The sequence below is a fragment of the Flavobacterium phragmitis genome (assembly GCF_900112575.1).
Taxonomy (GTDB): Bacteria; Bacteroidota; Bacteroidia; order Flavobacteriales; family Flavobacteriaceae; genus Flavobacterium; species Flavobacterium phragmitis.
The window spans coordinates 395,839-412,149 of sequence record NZ_FOMH01000002.1; the positions used below are offsets into that span (position 1 = coordinate 395,839).

The following is a 16,311-nucleotide window of genomic DNA, read 5'->3' on the forward strand; positions in this document are numbered from 1 at the left end:
AACAAAAGCATTTAGATGAATCGTATTGAAGAACAAAAATTATCTGTTTTAATTATTACTTTTAATGAAGAGCGATATATAAAATCCCTGATTGAAAGTATTGACTTTGCTGACGAAATCATAATAGTAGATTCGTACAGTACTGATTCTACAACTGAAATACTGAAATCATTCCCCAATATTAAATTGATTCAAAAGCAGTTTATTGACTATACTTCACAAAGAAATTTTGCAATAGATCAAGCAAAAAACGATTGGATATTGTTTATTGATGCTGACGAATGTTTTACTCCTAAACTTAAAACAGAAATTATTTCGACAATAAACAGTAAAGATGTCGTAAGTGCTTATTTGATTTACAGGATTTTTATGTTCAAAAACCGTAAACTGCGTTTTAGCGGCTGGCAGACCGACAAGATTTTCAGACTTTTTAATAAAGCCCACTGCAGATATACCGAAGATAGAATGGTGCACGAAAAACTAATCGTAAATGGAAAAACTGCTGTTCTAAAAAACAAACTTATACACTACTCTTTCACTTCCTATTCAGAATATAAAATGAAAATGTATAAGTATGGAATTTTAAAAGCAAATGAAAAGATAAAAAAAGGGCAAAAATCAATTCGAATTTTACAGTTTTTACATCCAACTTACACTTTTTTATACCAATATTTGATAAGATTTGGCTTTTTAGACGGCCTAAAAGGAATTACAATTTGCTATTTAAATGCTTACAGCATTTTTATACGATACAAAGAATTTTTCAGAATTACTTCTTCCAGAATTTGAGTTTCTTTTTTAAGCGTTTTTTTCTATAATACCTTTCCTGAAACTCAGAAGTATATTTCCACAAAGTATCAAAAATCTTTTGTTCCGATTCTCCATAAAGTTTAGCATATTCATTGCTCATAACAGCCACCATTTTTTTTACAGGTGTTAGGCGACACAAGTTTTTCATACGCATATCAAAACTCATAGCTTTATGAAATTCCATTCTGTTCAAGTCAACCAAAAAGAATTCATAATTTCCATTTTCTCTCTTTTTAATCAAAGTGTTTCCAGGAGAATGATCTAAGAACTCAATTCCTTTTTCATGAAGATCAAAACTGAATTTGGTAAACTGTCTCAATATATTCTCATGATCAGGATAGTTTGAATCTTCTACAAGTTCTCTATAGGTAAGTTCGCATGCTAACTGCTCACTCACATAAAAGCTTTTTTCTAAACCTACTATTGATGAAAATTCAGCGAATGCAATCGGCTTTGGAGTTCCGATACCTAATTCAAGTAACTTATTTGCAAACTCAAAAGAACGTTTTGCTTTTGACTTCCTGAAGTATTTATAAGCGATTTTATTGATGAAATGCGGAACTTTAAACGATTTTATGTTTATTTTTTTATCCTCTAAATCAAAAAGTTTTATCTGATTGCGCTGACCAATTACAAAGTCCTCTCCTTTTGTACTAAAAAAACGAATATATTCAAGAAGAATATTTTCAAATTTTTCATATCCGCGATTTAATCTTAAAATCATAAAAATTGTTTCAGCAAATTTAGCTAGTTTTACCAACTAATAAAAACTATTTTCAAGATAATGCACATTACTCTAATAAGTTTTGATAACTGGGGACTCAATAAACATATCGCTGCTCACTTAGAAAAACAAGGCCATACAGTTCATCATATAGATTTCAGTTCCTTTAAATTCAAATACCCTTCTGTATTGCATAAAGCTTACAATTTTATATTAAAAGCCTTTTTCAAAACAAATTTGAAGCATTTGCATTATGGAAAAGAAATACTAAAACAGTTAGAAAAAAACAAACAGCCCCAAGATGTTATCTTAACAATTAAAGGTGATTTTATAACTCCAAAAAGTATTTTAGAGTTCAAAAAATATACTAAAAAGTCAGTTGGTTTTTTCAATGATAATATCTACCGTTGTCCAAAAATCAAACGTGTACTTCATTGTTTTGATGAAGTTTTCTCATTTGAAAAAGAGGATTGCGAAAACTATAATTTAAAATTTGCGTCTAACTGGATTTACAATTCAGAAAATAGTAGCGTTAATACGAATGAATTCAAATACGATGCTTTCAATATCAGCTCAATAGACAAAAGACTTCCTATTTTGAAGAGAATTGCGAATAATTTAGCTTCTCAAAAAATAAATTTCAAATTCATTGTCTACGATAAAAAGCAAAAAGATGATGATAAAAACATTCACTACATACAAAAACACATGCCTTTAACGGAGGTGAATGATTACATCAGTCGTTCCAAAGTTTTATTAGACATTAACCGTATCGGACAAATAGGACTCACTTTTAGAGTTTTTGAAAGTTTAGGGTTAAGCAAAAAACTCATTACAACAAACACAGATATAAAAAATTATGATTTTTATAATCCGAACAATATTCTAATTATTGACGAAAAAAATCCAGTTATTCCTGCCACATTTTTCGAAAATGAATATGAAAAAATCCCTGAATCAATATATCAAAAATATACTTTGGAGGGATGGTGTAAAAATGTGATATTTCAATAAGTCAAAAAATTAGCTTTTTTTTCTCATAAACAAAAACACACTTTTTCTATCTTGTTTGTTTCCTGAGTTTATTAGTATCTTTGCAAAAATCAAAGTTTTTTTCATGGAAAATATCAATCAGGAAATCATCAATGCTTACGAAGTTATTAAAGAAGGAGGTATTATTCTTTATCCAACAGATACTGTTTGGGGAATTGGATGTGACGCTACAAATGCCGATGCTGTTGCCAAAATCTATAAATTAAAACAGCGTGCAGAAACACAAAGCATGATTGTTTTGATGAACAGTGAAAAAATGATGTACAATGTTTTTAAAGACATTCCAGAAGTTGCCTGGCAGATTATTGATTTATCTGAAAAACCAACAACTTTAATTTTGGATGATGCCAGAAATGTTGCCCAAAATATCATTGCTGCCGACAAATCTTTAGGAGTTCGTTTGGTAAAAGAACCTTTCTGCTACAAGTTGATGGAAAGAATGAAAAAACCTTTAGTTTCAACTTCTGCAAATATATCAGGACAGCCAACACCGCAAAGTTTTAAAGACATAAGTCCGGAAATTATAAATGGAGTAGATTACGTGGTTAAATTAAACCAAGATAAAGTAAACGGGAAATCTTCAACAATCATTAAACTAACAAATGATTCACAGGTAAAAGTGATTCGTAAATAGTTTTTTTGTTTCAAGTTTTTGAAAAAAAACTTTGAGTATAGTTTTTACCGCAAAGTGCGCTAAGAATTACGCAAAGTACGCAACGAAACTTTTATTGAGAATCTAAATAGAATTTAAAAAAGTTCGCAAAGTTTTATCAAAACAAACTTTGCGAACTTTTTCATTTTAATGGCTCTGAAAAAAACTTAGCGAGCTTTGTGTAATTCTTAGCGTACTCCGAGCTTAAAAAACTTAGAATCTCAGAACCTCAGAATCTTATTATCTTAGACCATTTTCAAACTCTCAATAAGCCAATTAATATCTTCTTTAGTGTTATAATGACTGAATGAAATTCGGAGATTAGGCAGTTTTAAATCGGCTTCAGAAAGCATTTCGTTTAAAACATGAGAAGGCCTGATACTTCCTGATTGGCAAGCACTTCCTCTAGAAACCGCAATTCCTTTCATATCTAAACTAAACAACAGCATCGAAGTTTTATCTGATGAAAAAGGCAATATGATGTTGATTATATTATAGAAATCGTCTTTTCTTCCGTTAATTCTAAAGCCAGGAAAATGAAATTCCAATTGTTCAATAAGATATTTTTTTAGCCCCGAAATATATGTCCTTTCTTCATCTAATTTTTCATAAGAAATAGCCAAAGCTTTTGCCATTCCTGCAATTTGATGGACGGGTTCGGTTCCTGCGCGAAGTCCTTTTTCTTGTTCTCCTCCAAAAAATAATGGTTGCAAACCAGAATTTTTTCGAACAAAAGCAAATCCGATTCCTTTTGGACCGTGAAATTTATGTGCACTAGCCAGAATGAAATCTACAGGTGTTTTTTGCAGATCGATTTCAGTTTTACCAATAGATTGAACGGTATCCGAATGAAACAACGCATTATACTGTTTGCAGATAAGTCCAACGCGGTCCCAATCTAAAATTGTTCCGGTTTCGTTGTTGACATGCATTAAACTGACCAAGGTCTTTTTCTCGTCTGCCAATAAATTAGACAAATGAGTTAAGTCTAAACTTCCATCAGGATTTACTTTCACATAATCTACCTGAATTTTATATTCTTCCTGAAGCGCCCAAACAGTATGCAGAACGGCATGATGTTCTATTTTTGAAGTAATAATTCGTTCTACTTTTAAATCTTCAACAGCCGAGCGTAGTATCCAGTTATCCGCTTCAGTCCCTCCAGAAGTAAAAATAATTTCTTGAGCAGTGCAATTTAAATGTTTGGCAATACTCTTTCTTGAAAGCTCTAATATTGTTTTACCATTTCGTCCAAAACTATGTGTAGACGATGGATTACCAAAATCCTCCAACATTACTTTGGTCATTTCCTGAATTACTTCGGGACGCATTGCCGTTGTTGAGGCGTTATCTAGATATACTTTTTTCATTGCTGCAAAGTTAAGAAATATCAATTGTCAAATCTTAAATATCATTTGCCATTTTTTTCACTATTTTTGACCCAAATAAATTTTACAATGAAAAAATACCTTTCCCTTATATTATTTGCTTTTTTACTGAATGGATGTGATGATGGAGATTTGACCGTTCAAGAAATAAATTTTGACAATGTAACCCCTGTTAGTTGTTCTGAAGACAACACTTTACTATATCAATTAAAATCTCGAGAGGCTTTTTTACTTCAAATGCCTAAAACTGGAGGTCTAGTAAATAATCCCGGTACTTATGTATATGATATTCCTACCGGAGGAAATGGAAACTATCGCGCAATCTACAGAGCATATGATGGCACACTGGTAGCTGATAACATTTGCGGACTTATACCGCCAAGCACTCCTAAAGTAATAGAAGAATGGATTGCTACATCTGGAAAAATCAATATTAATGTAGAACAAAGGACATCAGAGCGTGCTGATGATGGAAGTACAAAACTGATAGGGTACAATTACAATATTAATTTCACAAATATTACTTTCAATATTTCAAATTCAAAACCGCAAACTTATGCCACATACCCATTTGGCACAATTAGTTCTACAACAAGCGTTCCTGCAAGTTTAATATTTGATACCCCTGAAACTGCTTATACATGTACCAATGATACCAATCTAAAGAGAGTATATAATTACAGTGCTGCATTTTTTGTTATGATTGACAATATGGATCCAGATTTATTAAAAAATGAAGTTACTCTTCCTGGACAGCCAAGAACTCAATTAGTAGGTTCGACAACCAATAAGGTATATTATAAAAGTGTACAAAAAGAAACTGGATCTTTTACTAAAAACTATTTTTGTAATGCCAGTTTCCCAACAGTTCCAACTATTGCTGAAGATTGGATAGGACAAAATGGAGACGCAACAAAAGAAACTGGTATGATACAGGTAACGACAACATTAGTAGGAAATACCTATTATCACTCGATTGTTTTAAAAAGAGTAACGATGTTAAAAGATAAAAACACCTTTGATCTTCCAACAACTTTCTCTCTAGGAATATTAGAAGTTACTCCATAAAGAAACTAAAAAAACACCTTTTAAATTCTTACAAAAAAACGTCTGTTTTTCTATCTGATTTAATTTTGAAATCAGCTTCGAAAAACAGACGTTTTTTTTATATTCAAAATAACCGTTTTAAACGGTGTAGGTTTATTTTATTTATTGTTTTGCCTAAAATAAACTTCTGTTGCACCAAGGCCATATTTTTGATAATTGGCATCTTGAAAATCTATTCCGTCATAACGTCCCAATAAGAAATCCAATTCTGCTTTTAAAATTCCTTCGCCGACACCGTGAATAAAAACGATTTTCGGAATGCGGTTTCGAATCGCAAATTCAATATGTCTTCTTGCGGTTTCCGTCTGTAATGTCAAAATATCATAATTGGACATACCGCGTTTATTGGGAACTAATTTTTCGATATGCAGATCAAATTCTGGAACACCAACATCTCGTTTATCTTTCTTTTCTTTTACAAAACTTCTTGGCTTTGGCTCTACTTTGTCTTTTGAAGCTTCATCTAAATCAACTCTTTTAATAGAATTCATTAAATCACTGGATTCTTGAACTTTAAGAAGTTCATTGACTAAAAATGTCATCATAAATCCATCCTCAGTTTCAATCAAAACCTCATTGTTTTTAACCGAAACGACAGTTCCGTTTATGGCTTCATCCAATACAGAAACCTTATCTCCTTTTACCAGCATCTTACTCTTCTTTATCGTTATTTTTACTTGGCGTTTTAGCGCTCAGCTGCATCATTCCAAACATGAAAACTACAATTGCAATAATCGTGATATAGATATTTTTTTCTTCCGAAGCCTGCTCATAGAATGCCACAGAAATCGCAAGAATCATTATTATTATTTTAAAAGCTTTCATCAATTCAAATTTTAAGATTTCAAAAATATAAAACTTTATAGTAGTACCTCTATTCTAGTTCTAACCTTTGTCATATTTTTTTAGTAAAATTGCAAAAAGATCCGGTATGATATTAGAAAAATATATGATTCCCTGCCTCTTCAAAACCTTCTTCGGATTTGAATGTTTGGGCTGTGGTTTTCAGCGGTCTTTATTCTTACTTTTTCAGGGAGAGTTTTTAGCCGCTTTTAAAATGTATCCGGCAATATATTCTTGTCTTTTGCTCTTTGCTTTTGCAACATTTCATTATTTTGATAAATCAAAAAAATACAAAAAATTAGTTTGGGGAATGGCTGGCATAAATCTCATTTTTATGCTTGGAGGTTATTACTTCAAACACTTTTAGATTTTTGATTTTTGATTTTTGAAATTGATATTGGGATTTGGGATTTTAAAAAATTGGAATTTTAAAAACCTTTATTTCTTAATCTGATTTAAAATATCATTCATCATCTCGATTTGCACTTTTTGGATTTCGATTAATTCCTGCTGCTGGTGCATAATCAAATGATCTATTTTATCATGAATCAACCTAATCTCTAATTCTGATTTTAGATTAATCATATAATCTTTTTTGGCACGGTTTCTATCTTTTTCTTCCTGACGATTTTGACTCATCATAATAACTGGCGCTTGTAATGCGGCAACACAGGAAAGAATTAAATTCAACAGGATAAATGGATAAGGATCAAAACCTTTATTTAAAAAAATATAAACGTTTGAGCCAATCCAGACTGTAATAAAAACTACAAACGAAATAATAAAAGTCCAGCTTCCGCCAAAATCAGCTACTTTATCGGCTACACGTTGTCCTAAATTTCGGGTTTCTTCTTCGTCTTCGACTTGGCTTACTATCGATTTATCTTCTTTTAAGGAATCAATTACATTTTTCTCCATTGCAGAGAGTGCTCCAATTTCAGTCGAAAGATAATTTGAAATGTATTTTTGGCGATACAAGTTTAATTCGTTTACAGCAATGCAGTCTTCATCTTTAAAATCAGGATATTCTTTTTTAATCAAATCCAAAATAGGATTGTGGATCGATTTCCCATAAATTTTCTCGCTTTCCGCGAAAGAAAGTCCTGAAATTGCACTTTTAAATGTCTGGCCGTTTTTCATTTTAATTTGTTTTGAAAGCTAATTTACGTAATTAACTTCTTAAGAATTGCATAAAAAAGAACTGTTTAGCATTCCTTTTTTATCACAAATGAGACTCTTCAAAGAAAATTTCTTTAGTTAAATCGTGACTTTATTTCCAAAAAACGCCTTACTTTTAACGTTCCAAAATTATTCATTCATTTTTACCACTGTGACAAAAGACACTATCATACAAAATATTAGGGCTTTAAAGAGTCATTCACATATTAATTACGGCATCAAAACCAAGACAGAAGACTTTACAGAAAAGCTTTTTTACACCCTTTTTGACTCTAATGCTGCCTTAGACGACAGTATTGATGAGCTGGAATTTCGTTTTAAAGAAATTGCTGTTTTGGCCTGCAAAAAACCCGAAAATCTATGCGAATCGATTTGGGATCGTTTTCTTGAAAAACTCCCTGGAGTTTTAGAAAAGTTAAATCAGGATGCGGAGTATATTTTAGAAAATGACCCAGCATCAAATAGTATAGACGAAGTTTATTTAGGCTATCCTGGTTTTTATGCCATCGCCATTTACAGATTAAGCCACGAATTATATCATCTGGATTTACTTCTTTTTTCTCGTTTAATGAGCGAATATGCACACCGAATTACAGGAACAGATATTCATGCTGGTGCCAATATTGCCTCTCCATTTTTTATCGATCACGCTACGGGGATTGTTATTGGCGAAACTACTGTAATTAAAAAAAATGTAAAAATCTATCAAGGTGTTACACTGGGTGCATTAAGCGTAAGCAAAGAAATGAAAAATGCAAAAAGACACCCGACAGTTGAGGCTAATGTCTGCATTTATGCTAATGCCACAATTTTAGGAGGCGAAACTGTAATTGGAAAAAATAGTATTGTAGGCGGAAATGCATGGGTTACTAAATCTATTCCTGAAGATTCAATCGTCTTAAACACCACTACCACAGAAGTTAAAATAAAAGAAAAAAAATAAAATGGGTCCACAGAAATTATTAAACCTAATTGGGAATACTCCTTTGATGGAAACTGTCAATTTGGTTAAAAATAAAAATGTAAAACTTTTACTCAAACTAGAAGGAAACAATCCTGGAGGAAGCGTAAAAGACAGAGCTGCATACAACATGATTGCTGCTGCTTTAGAAAGAGGCGATATCAAAAAAGGAGATAAATTAATTGAAGCGACCAGTGGAAATACCGGAATTGCACTTGCCATGATTGCTCAATTATTCGGAATTGAAATCGAATTGATTTTACCAGAAGATTCAACAAAAGAACGCACACAAACTATGCGTGCTTATGGTGCAACCGTAATTCTAACGCCTGCCAGCGAAGGAATTATTGGCTCACGTGATTATGCAGATAAAAAAGTGGCTCAAGGCGGTTACTTAATGCTCAACCAGTTTGCTAATGACGACAACTGGAAAGCGCATTACAAAACGACGGGTCCAGAAATATGGAACGATACTGAAGGAACTGTAACACACTTTGTGTCGGCTATGGGAACTACAGGAACCATTATTGGAACTTCGACTTATTTGAAAGAAAAAAATCCAAATGTTCAAATTGTGGGCGCACAACCAAGCGATGGTTCACAAATTCCAGGAATTCGTAAATGGCCACAAGAATATCTTCCGAAAATTTTTGATGCATCCAAAGTAGATACGGTTGTCGATGTAAGCGAAGAAGAAGCCCGTGCAATGACTAAAAGATTAGCTCTTGAAGAAGGCGTATTTGCAGGAATGAGCAGTGGCGGTTCTGTGGCTGTAGCCCTAAAAATTGCCGAAAAATTAGAATCCGGAGTGGTGGTTGCCGTTATCTGCGACAGAGGCGATCGTTACTTGTCTTCGGATTTATTTGATTAAAAAGATACTAAGTTGCAAAGTGACAAAGGTTTTTAAACTGAGTAAAAAACTTTGAATCTTTTCAACAAAAAATCTTTGTCACTTTGTCTCTTTGAGTCTTTGTAACTAAAAAGAAAAAAAATGAACTACAGAAAACTAGGAAAAACAAACTTTAATATCTCTGAAATCTCCCTTGGTACTTGGCAGGTTGGAGGAAAATGGGGTTCGGGTTTTGATGATAAAACGGCCGACGAACTTTTGAATACAGCCATAGACAATGGCGTAAACTTTATTGACACTGCTGATGTTTATGAAAATGGATTAAGCGAAACTGCCGTTGGACGAGTAGTTCGTTCTCGCTCTGAACGTATTTTTGTGGCTACAAAATGCGGGCGTCAAATCAATCCGCATGTAAATGAGGGTTATACTCCAAAAGTGCTTCAAAAATTTGTTGAGGACAGTTTAAAAAGAACCGGTTTAGAAACATTAGATTTAATTCAGCTGCACTGTCCGCCGACAGAAGTATATTACAGTCCAGAAATCTTTGAACTTTTTGACCGATTAAAAGAACAGGGAAAAATACTTAATCTTGGTGTAAGCGTTGAAAAAGTTGAAGAAGCTTTAAAAGCAATTGAATATTCGAATGTCACAACGGTTCAAATTATCTTCAATCTTTTCCGCCAGCGTCCTTCTGAATTGTTTTTCTCTGAAGCTAAAAAGAAAGATATTGGAATTATTGCCAGAGTTCCACTAGCGAGCGGACTTCTAACAGGAACATTCAGCGAAAAAACTACTTTTGAACCTCAAGATCATCGTAATTTTAATCGTAACGGAGAAGCTTTTGATAAAGGCGAAACGTTCTCTGGAATTGATTACAACTTAGGTTTAAAAGCTGTTGAAGCTTTAAAAGCATTGTTTCCGGGAAGAGAAAATCTTGCTCCAATTGCATTACAATGGATTTTAAGTTTTAATGAAGTAAGCTGTATTATTCCAGGTGCTTCAAAAGTAAATCACGTTTCATCGAATTTATCGGTTTATGATGCTCCTAAATTGTCTTCTGAACAAATCTCAGAAATGAATAAAATTTATACAGAGTATATAAAACCAGCTGTTCATCAGCTTTGGTGAAATTTTTAAGTTTTTTCTTTCATAAACACGCAACCATTTATGGTTTATTGCATCTAGTTATAAAATACTAACCAATAAACCATAAATTATGAAAAGATTCTCCTTTTTTCTGCTTGCGATTTGCATTACGACTATCTCTTGTAGTAAAGACGAAAGTACACGTGAAGAAGAGCAAGCCAGACTTGACAAAATGTATCAGGAAATTATTGATTATTCTCAAATTAACTCAAAATCCTGTACCAACCCAGAAGAATGGACGTTTATGAAATACTCTCCATCAAACTGCTCAGGATATATTATCTATAACAAAGCAGTTGATGTAGCCATTTTTCGAAAAAAAATTGACCAATATCGTGAAGCTCAAGGAAAGTTTGACGCAAAATGGGGCGTATATTATACATCCGACTGTGCTATAAGACCAGCACCAACTAGCATTGAATGTATAGATGGAAAACCATCTTTAATATACAGTTTTGTTACGCATCAATAAAAAAAAGGTTACTGAGATCTAAATTCTTAGTAACCTTTTTTCTTTAAATATCAAATTCAATTCTGAATTCTGCACCTCTATTTTTACCATCGCTTGAGGCGGTCAATCGGCCTTTGTTGCGTTCTATGATTTTCTTGCACAAATACAGACCAATTCCGGTAGAACCTTCATTCGCTGTACCAAGTCGGCTCATTTTGGTAAATTTTTTAAATAGTTCTTCAATTTGATGTTTATCAAAACCAATTCCGTTGTCTTTTACTGTCACAATTAATTTAGAATCCTCAGAATAAATTCGGACTTTAATTTCACTATCAAAGTAGGAGAATTTCACGGCGTTACTGATTAAATTAACCAGAACCTGAATTAAAAGACCTTCGTCGATTTTAAGTTTGGCTTCAACACATTCTAAAACCAAATTCAACTTTATGTTTTTATCAAATAAACGTTGTTCGACTTGTTCATTGATAAAAGGAAGGATATTAGGAAACAGAACCGTTTTTATTTCTGGATTTATTTTTACGACTTCATCCTGTTCTTTCAGCAGTTTAATAAAGTTTTCAATATACCTGAATTGAAGATCAGTCGATTCACATATTAATTCCGCTAGATTTACCACGGATTCAGAAGGATTTTCACTTATAATTAGTTTTGCTAATCCCTGCGGATTTCCTGCAAAGTTTTTTAAATCATGCGAAAGCATATAGACCAAATCTTGCTTTTCATTGATAAAACTTTCTGCTTCATAAATAGATTCATGGATATTACACAACAACAATCCAGCTTCATCTGTGTATTCTGTTGGCAGAACAGATAATTTTCTAGAACTGCGGTATTCGTCCAATGCTTTTGAAGCTTTTTTTATTGGCGTTATTAATAGATTTAAAACCAAAAGTGTCACTGTTGTAGCCAGCAATGTCATAACCAGCGAAAAAATCAAAATTGAAGTGGGCGAAATACTGTGCTTAAAATACAATACAAAAAACAAAATACCTATAAGAGGAATATGAATACCGATAAAAGCAACAAAAAGGAACTTAAAAGCATAACTTTTTTTAAGAAAGCTGATCTGTGAGAGTTTGTGGTACAACTTCATGAAAAGGCAACAGTAAATAGTAGGTTAAACTTGTAAATTTATTGGGTTTTCTTACAAAACAAAATTAATGTTTATCTGCTATTAAACTAATTTTTCGATGATTTTCTAAAAATTTTTTAAAATTAAATTTGTAAAAGTTTTCAAAGGCTTATTTTTGCGCTATGGGAAGAAAAAATACAGACAAAGTTGTCTTTCATCAGATTCAAGTTCTTGATGCTGGTGCAAAAGGAGTTTCGGTAGCCAAAGCACCAGACGGAAAAGTAATCTTTATTCCGAATGTTGTGCCTGGAGATGTGGTTGACGTACAAACATTGAAAAAAAGAAAGGCTTATTACGAAGGTAAAGCCGTAAAATTTCACGAATTATCAGATTACAGAGTAGATCCTATCTGCGAGCATTTTGGAGTATGCGGCGGTTGCAAATGGCAAAATATGAAATACAGCCAACAGCTTGCATTCAAACAAAACGAAGTTAAAAATCACTTACAAAGAATTGGAAAAATAGAGCTTCCGGAATTCGAAGATATTTTGGGTTCTGAGAAACAATTTTTCTATAGAAATAAAATGGAATTTTCTTTTTCAAACAGCCGATGGCTAACAGAAAAAGAAATTGGAAGCACTGAAGATTTAGGAAACAGAAATGCTTTAGGATTTCATATTCCAAAAATGTGGGATAAAATTCTGGACATTAACAAATGTCATTTACAAGAAGATCCTTCAAATGCCATTCGCAATGAAATACGAGCTTTTGCAAACGAGCATAATTTAGCTTTTTTCAATCCGAGGGAACATTCTGGATTATTGAGAACTGTAATGATTCGTACTGTTTCTACAGGAGAAATTATGGTTTTAATTCAGTTTTTCGAGGAAGATAAAGAAAACCGAGAATTAATCTTGAATCATTTGTACGAGAAATTTCCACAGATCACTTCCTTACAATATGTAGTAAACGGGAAACCAAACGATACGATTTACGATCAGGATGTTATTCTTTACAAAGGAAGAGATTACATTTTGGAAGAAATGGAAGGATTAAAATTCAGCATTAATGCTAAATCTTTCTACCAAACCAATTCAGATCAGGCATACGAGTTATACAAAATCACAAGAGATTTTGCAGGACTTACCGGAAACGAAACTGTATATGATTTATATACTGGAACAGGGACAATTGCACAATTCGTTTCTAAAAAAGCTAAAAAAGTAATTGGCGTTGAAAGTGTTCCTGAAGCAATCCTTGATGCAAAAGCGAATGCTGAACGCAATAATATTACCAATTGTGAGTTTTTTGTTGGAGACATGAAAGTCGTTTTCAACGAAGCCTTTATTGCACAGCACGGTAAACCTGATGTCATTATTACAGATCCGCCTCGCGACGGAATGCATAAAGATGTAGTGGAACAAATTTTAAAAATTGCGCCAAAAAGAGTGGTGTATGTAAGCTGTAATTCTGCAACTCAAGCTCGTGATCTGGCCTTAATGGATGAAAAATACAAAGTTGCACGTGTACGACCTGTAGATATGTTTCCGCAGACACATCACGTTGAAAATGTTGTACTTTTAGAACTTCGATAGAAAAAATACATGAAAAAATTCGTTTCAATTTTACTGCTCTTTACTTTTGGCTTATCCAGCTGCGAGAAAGATGATATATGCGATGCTAATACCCCAACGACACCCAGATTGGTTATTACGTTTTATGACGATATAGATCCTACAACTCCTGCTCCTGTTGTTAATATGACAGTAAAAGGTCAAGATCAGGAAAATCCGATTATTTTTAATAAAAATGCAACAGATGATAATCAGTATTATGTAAATGCAAGTACGGTTTCAATTCCATTACGAACAGATTCTGATACCACAACTTACGAGTTTACTTATAACGCTTCCGGAACAGGCCGAAATACTGATATTCTAACATTTAGATATACTCGCGAAAGTATTTATGTTTCAAGAGCCTGTGGCTATAAAATGAACTATATTTTAGACCAAGCAGCTCCAGTCGTTCGCACCGATCCAGATGGTGTTAACTGGATGCTTAATATTAATGTATTAAATAGAAACATTGTATCAGAAGATGAAACACACATTAACATCGTTTTTTAGTTTTTGCTTTTTGCTATCAATGTTTCTGGGACAAGCTCAGGAAACACCTGCTTCTAAACCAAAAACTGAAACTGTAAAACCAGAGATTCAGGAAGTTAAAAAAGACAGCGTCATTAAAACGGACCGTTATGGCCTTCGTGTTGGGGTTGACTTATATAAACTTACAAGAGGTCTTTATGACAAAGATTATAAAGGGATAGAATTTGTTGGAGACTGGAGATTAACCAAAAAATATTATCTAGCTGCAGAATTAGGTTATGAAAACAAAACAACAGACGACGATCGACTAAATTCATCAGCTGCTGGAAGTTATGTAAAAGCCGGATTTGATTATAATTTTTATGAAAACTGGCTTGACATGGAAAACCTTATCACAATTGGAATGCGTGGTGGTTTTAGTGCTTTTAGCCAAGATTTGAACAGTTATAAAATCTACAATTCGCATCCATATTGGGGTGAACAACCTTCTGTACTCGTAAATCAAAAATATAACGGTCTTACCGCAAGCTGGCTAGAAGTTGTTCTAGGATTAAAAGCAGAGGTTTTTGATAATGTTTTTGTTGGCTTTGGTGTACAGTTAAAACTTCTGGCTACAAACAAAAAACCAAGCGGATTTGATAATCTTTACATCCCTGGATTCAACAGAACTTACGATGGAAGTTTTGGGGTTGGATTTAATTATACCGTTTCTTATTTCATTCCGATTTACAAGAAAAAAATAATGGCTCCTGAAAAAAGCACAGCTCCTAAAAAGAAATAGTTTTTTTTAAGATGCTGAGATTCTAAGATACTAAGGTTCTAAGATTAAAAAAAAGCGAAAAATTCAACTTGAATTTTTCGCTTTTTTTATATTGTTAAGGCATCATTACTTCTAAAAACTGTAAACTTAGAAACTTAGAATCTTAGTAACTTAGAATTATGATAATTGAAAATCAATTGCTGCTTTTGTATGTATCAAAGTAGTATCAAAAATCGGGACTGTTAAATCTCCTTCTTTTATTACTAACGGAATTTCGGTGCAACCTAGAATGATTCCTTCTGCGCCATTCTCAATTAATTTATTGGCAATTTCAAGGTAACGTTTCTTGGTTTCTTCGGTTACAATTCCTCTACCTAATTCTTCAAAAATAGTCCAATGAACAAAATCTTTATCTTCTTCAGATTCTGGAATTAGGGTTTCAATTCCTTTTTGAGTCAATTTATTTTTAAAGAAATCTAATTCCATGGTGAATTTTGTTCCCAACAAACCAACCTTTTTAATTTCTTTTTTCTCGATTGCTAAAGCAGTTTCCTCTGCAATATGAATAACAGGAAGATCAATTGCTTTCTGAAGTTTATCGGCAATTAAATGCATCGTATTGGCGCATAAAACAATCGCTTCTGCCCCGCCCGACTTTAAGAATTCACAGCCTTTAAAAAGCATTTTAAAAGTCGAATCCCAATCGTTGGCATCGTTATTCTTTTTGATATCGGCATAATTAAACGAGTAAATCAAACATTCGGAGAAATTCAATCCGCCGAGTTTTTCATTTATTCCTTTATTAATTAAAGTGTAATAATCTGATGTAGAAACCCAGCTGATGCCGCCGATAAGTCCAATTTTCTTCATAAAACTATATTCGGTTTTAATTATCCAATTTCTTTAATCCCTTTTATAAAAATCCATTTCATAAAAAGCTTCTCTCCGTCTTTAGTTCTTGCTGCTTGAAATTTCGGCCCAATAATAGTTCCAATTACAAAAGCAGTTAACGGAATCCAGATTCCGGTTAAACCAGTATAAGCGGCGATTAAAAATCGGAACGCTAAAAATAGGACTGCAAAACATCCTAATTGATATAAAAAAGCTCTTACTTGTAGTTTTGACATTTTTTTCTTTTTTTAAGGTTCAAAGTGACAAAGTTCCAGAGCGACAAAGGTTTTCTTTT

General features: G+C 33.0%; 20 protein-coding genes. 12 read left to right on the forward strand and 8 right to left on the reverse strand.

Annotated features, from left to right (window positions below; all coding sequences use genetic code 11):
* Positions 1-15 precede the first annotated feature (15 nt).
* Positions 16-789, forward strand: a complete 774-nt coding sequence (locus tag BM289_RS04570; protein WP_091491218.1) for a glycosyltransferase family 2 protein — start codon at positions 16-18, stop codon at positions 787-789.
* Here BM289_RS04570 and BM289_RS04575 read toward each other — a convergent pair.
* Complete coding sequence (locus BM289_RS04575) at positions 770-1,534, reverse strand: lipopolysaccharide kinase InaA family protein (protein WP_091491561.1); 765 nt, start codon at positions 1,532-1,534, stop codon at positions 770-772. The genes BM289_RS04570 and BM289_RS04575 overlap by 20 nt on opposite strands.
* Before the next feature lie 60 nt (positions 1,535-1,594).
* Here BM289_RS04575 and BM289_RS04580 point away from each other — a divergent pair, with 60 nt between their 5' ends.
* On the forward strand, positions 1,595-2,548 hold the full coding sequence (locus BM289_RS04580) for a WaaS/CpsH family glycosyltransferase (RefSeq protein ID WP_091491220.1): 954 nt from the start codon (positions 1,595-1,597) through the stop codon (positions 2,546-2,548).
* 103 nt (positions 2,549-2,651) lie between these two features.
* Positions 2,652-3,221, forward strand: a complete 570-nt coding sequence (locus BM289_RS04585) for an L-threonylcarbamoyladenylate synthase (protein WP_091491222.1) — start codon at positions 2,652-2,654, stop codon at positions 3,219-3,221.
* A 263-nt stretch (positions 3,222-3,484) separates the two neighbouring features.
* Here BM289_RS04585 and BM289_RS04590 read toward each other — a convergent pair whose 3' ends face one another.
* Positions 3,485-4,609 (reverse strand): cysteine desulfurase family protein, encoded by a 1,125-nt coding sequence (locus BM289_RS04590; RefSeq protein WP_091491223.1) that lies wholly within the window; start codon positions 4,607-4,609, stop codon positions 3,485-3,487.
* 87 nt (positions 4,610-4,696) lie between these two features.
* Here BM289_RS04590 and BM289_RS04595 point away from each other — a divergent pair, with 87 nt between their 5' ends.
* Positions 4,697-5,695 (forward strand): hypothetical protein, encoded by a 999-nt coding sequence (locus BM289_RS04595; protein ID WP_091491225.1) that lies wholly within the window; start codon positions 4,697-4,699, stop codon positions 5,693-5,695.
* A 137-nt stretch (positions 5,696-5,832) separates the two neighbouring features.
* Here BM289_RS04595 and BM289_RS04600 read toward each other — a convergent pair whose 3' ends face one another.
* Positions 5,833-6,384: a Smr/MutS family protein gene (locus BM289_RS04600; protein WP_091491226.1), complete on the reverse strand. Its 552-nt coding sequence runs from the start codon at positions 6,382-6,384 to the stop codon at positions 5,833-5,835.
* A gap of 1 nt (position 6,385) precedes the next feature.
* Positions 6,386-6,535, reverse strand: coding sequence for a hypothetical protein (locus BM289_RS25390; RefSeq protein WP_167365378.1), 150 nt, complete (start codon positions 6,533-6,535; stop codon positions 6,386-6,388).
* 130 nt (positions 6,536-6,665) lie between these two features.
* On the opposite strand from BM289_RS25390, the gene BM289_RS04605 reads away from it, so the two are divergent.
* The gene (locus BM289_RS04605) at positions 6,666-6,944 is read left to right on the forward strand and encodes a DUF2752 domain-containing protein (RefSeq protein ID WP_091491228.1); all 279 of its coding nucleotides are present in this window, start codon (positions 6,666-6,668) and stop codon (positions 6,942-6,944) included.
* Positions 6,945-7,015: 71 nt separating this feature from the next.
* On the opposite strand, the gene BM289_RS04610 is transcribed toward BM289_RS04605, so the two are convergent.
* Positions 7,016-7,717: a DUF1003 domain-containing protein gene (locus BM289_RS04610; protein WP_091491229.1), complete on the reverse strand. Its 702-nt coding sequence runs from the start codon at positions 7,715-7,717 to the stop codon at positions 7,016-7,018.
* Between the two features lie 190 nt (positions 7,718-7,907).
* Here BM289_RS04610 and epsC point away from each other — a divergent pair, with 190 nt between their 5' ends.
* The 4 genes from epsC (at position 7,908) to BM289_RS04630 (ending at position 11,185) form a co-directional block, all read left to right on the forward strand.
* The gene (epsC, locus tag BM289_RS04615) at positions 7,908-8,699 is read left to right on the forward strand and encodes a serine O-acetyltransferase EpsC (protein WP_091491563.1); all 792 of its coding nucleotides are present in this window, start codon (positions 7,908-7,910) and stop codon (positions 8,697-8,699) included.
* A 1-nt stretch (position 8,700) separates the two neighbouring features.
* On the forward strand, positions 8,701-9,588 hold the full coding sequence (cysM, locus tag BM289_RS04620; RefSeq protein ID WP_091491231.1) for a cysteine synthase CysM: 888 nt from the start codon (positions 8,701-8,703) through the stop codon (positions 9,586-9,588).
* A 120-nt stretch (positions 9,589-9,708) separates the two neighbouring features.
* The gene (locus tag BM289_RS04625) at positions 9,709-10,695 is read left to right on the forward strand and encodes an aldo/keto reductase (RefSeq protein WP_091491232.1); all 987 of its coding nucleotides are present in this window, start codon (positions 9,709-9,711) and stop codon (positions 10,693-10,695) included.
* A gap of 88 nt (positions 10,696-10,783) precedes the next feature.
* The gene (locus tag BM289_RS04630; protein WP_091491234.1) at positions 10,784-11,185 is read left to right on the forward strand and encodes a hypothetical protein; all 402 of its coding nucleotides are present in this window, start codon (positions 10,784-10,786) and stop codon (positions 11,183-11,185) included.
* A gap of 43 nt (positions 11,186-11,228) precedes the next feature.
* Here BM289_RS04630 and BM289_RS04635 read toward each other — a convergent pair whose 3' ends face one another.
* On the reverse strand, positions 11,229-12,278 hold the full coding sequence (locus BM289_RS04635; RefSeq protein WP_091491236.1) for a sensor histidine kinase: 1,050 nt from the start codon (positions 12,276-12,278) through the stop codon (positions 11,229-11,231).
* 161 nt (positions 12,279-12,439) lie between these two features.
* On the opposite strand from BM289_RS04635, the gene rlmD reads away from it, so the two are divergent.
* The 3 genes from rlmD to BM289_RS04650 are packed head-to-tail and all read left to right on the forward strand — an operon-like array spanning position 12,440 to position 15,146.
* A complete protein-coding gene (gene rlmD, locus BM289_RS04640; RefSeq protein ID WP_091491237.1) occupies positions 12,440-13,852 on the forward strand; it encodes a 23S rRNA (uracil(1939)-C(5))-methyltransferase RlmD in 1,413 nt (470 codons plus the stop codon).
* A 9-nt stretch (positions 13,853-13,861) separates the two neighbouring features.
* A complete protein-coding gene (locus tag BM289_RS04645) occupies positions 13,862-14,386 on the forward strand; it encodes a DUF6452 family protein (protein WP_091491239.1) in 525 nt (174 codons plus the stop codon).
* Positions 14,358-15,146 carry a DUF6048 family protein gene (locus BM289_RS04650; RefSeq protein WP_091491240.1) on the forward strand — a complete coding sequence of 263 codons (789 nt, stop codon included), beginning with the start codon at positions 14,358-14,360 and terminating at the stop codon, positions 15,144-15,146. Before BM289_RS04645 ends, BM289_RS04650 begins: the two co-directional genes overlap by 29 nt.
* Positions 15,147-15,302: 156 nt before the next feature.
* Here BM289_RS04650 and BM289_RS04655 read toward each other — a convergent pair whose 3' ends face one another.
* Both BM289_RS04655 and BM289_RS04660 read right to left on the reverse strand, forming a co-directional pair.
* Positions 15,303-15,995 carry an aspartate/glutamate racemase family protein gene (locus BM289_RS04655; protein WP_091491241.1) on the reverse strand — a complete coding sequence of 231 codons (693 nt, stop codon included), beginning with the start codon at positions 15,993-15,995 and terminating at the stop codon, positions 15,303-15,305.
* 20 nt (positions 15,996-16,015) lie between these two features.
* On the reverse strand, positions 16,016-16,252 hold the full coding sequence (locus tag BM289_RS04660) for a hypothetical protein (protein ID WP_091491243.1): 237 nt from the start codon (positions 16,250-16,252) through the stop codon (positions 16,016-16,018).
* Positions 16,253-16,311: the final 59 nt, after the last annotated feature.

What these genes read in the sequence shown, in the direction of transcription:
- BM289_RS04570 (WP_091491218.1), top strand. Translation starts at nt 16, where the DNA reads ATGAATCGTATTGAAGAACAAAAATTATCTGTTTTAATTATTACTTTT.
- BM289_RS04575 (WP_091491561.1), bottom strand. Translation starts at nt 1,534, where the DNA reads ATGATTTTAAGATTAAATCGCGGATATGAAAAATTTGAAAATATTCTT.
- BM289_RS04580 (WP_091491220.1), top strand. Translation starts at nt 1,595, where the DNA reads ATGCACATTACTCTAATAAGTTTTGATAACTGGGGACTCAATAAACAT.
- BM289_RS04585 (WP_091491222.1), top strand. Translation starts at nt 2,652, where the DNA reads ATGGAAAATATCAATCAGGAAATCATCAATGCTTACGAAGTTATTAAA.
- BM289_RS04590 (WP_091491223.1), bottom strand. Translation starts at nt 4,609, where the DNA reads ATGAAAAAAGTATATCTAGATAACGCCTCAACAACGGCAATGCGTCCC.
- BM289_RS04595 (WP_091491225.1), top strand. Translation starts at nt 4,697, where the DNA reads ATGAAAAAATACCTTTCCCTTATATTATTTGCTTTTTTACTGAATGGA.
- BM289_RS04600 (WP_091491226.1), bottom strand. Translation starts at nt 6,384, where the DNA reads ATGCTGGTAAAAGGAGATAAGGTTTCTGTATTGGATGAAGCCATAAAC.
- BM289_RS25390 (WP_167365378.1), bottom strand. Translation starts at nt 6,535, where the DNA reads ATGATTCTTGCGATTTCTGTGGCATTCTATGAGCAGGCTTCGGAAGAA.
- BM289_RS04605 (WP_091491228.1), top strand. Translation starts at nt 6,666, where the DNA reads ATGATATTAGAAAAATATATGATTCCCTGCCTCTTCAAAACCTTCTTC.
- BM289_RS04610 (WP_091491229.1), bottom strand. Translation starts at nt 7,717, where the DNA reads ATGAAAAACGGCCAGACATTTAAAAGTGCAATTTCAGGACTTTCTTTC.
- cysM (WP_091491231.1), top strand. Translation starts at nt 8,701, where the DNA reads ATGGGTCCACAGAAATTATTAAACCTAATTGGGAATACTCCTTTGATG.
- BM289_RS04625 (WP_091491232.1), top strand. Translation starts at nt 9,709, where the DNA reads ATGAACTACAGAAAACTAGGAAAAACAAACTTTAATATCTCTGAAATC.
- BM289_RS04630 (WP_091491234.1), top strand. Translation starts at nt 10,784, where the DNA reads ATGAAAAGATTCTCCTTTTTTCTGCTTGCGATTTGCATTACGACTATC.
- BM289_RS04635 (WP_091491236.1), bottom strand. Translation starts at nt 12,278, where the DNA reads ATGAAGTTGTACCACAAACTCTCACAGATCAGCTTTCTTAAAAAAAGT.
- rlmD (WP_091491237.1), top strand. Translation starts at nt 12,440, where the DNA reads ATGGGAAGAAAAAATACAGACAAAGTTGTCTTTCATCAGATTCAAGTT.
- BM289_RS04645 (WP_091491239.1), top strand. Translation starts at nt 13,862, where the DNA reads ATGAAAAAATTCGTTTCAATTTTACTGCTCTTTACTTTTGGCTTATCC.
- BM289_RS04650 (WP_091491240.1), top strand. Translation starts at nt 14,358, where the DNA reads ATGAAACACACATTAACATCGTTTTTTAGTTTTTGCTTTTTGCTATCA.
- BM289_RS04655 (WP_091491241.1), bottom strand. Translation starts at nt 15,995, where the DNA reads ATGAAGAAAATTGGACTTATCGGCGGCATCAGCTGGGTTTCTACATCA.
- BM289_RS04660 (WP_091491243.1), bottom strand. Translation starts at nt 16,252, where the DNA reads ATGTCAAAACTACAAGTAAGAGCTTTTTTATATCAATTAGGATGTTTT.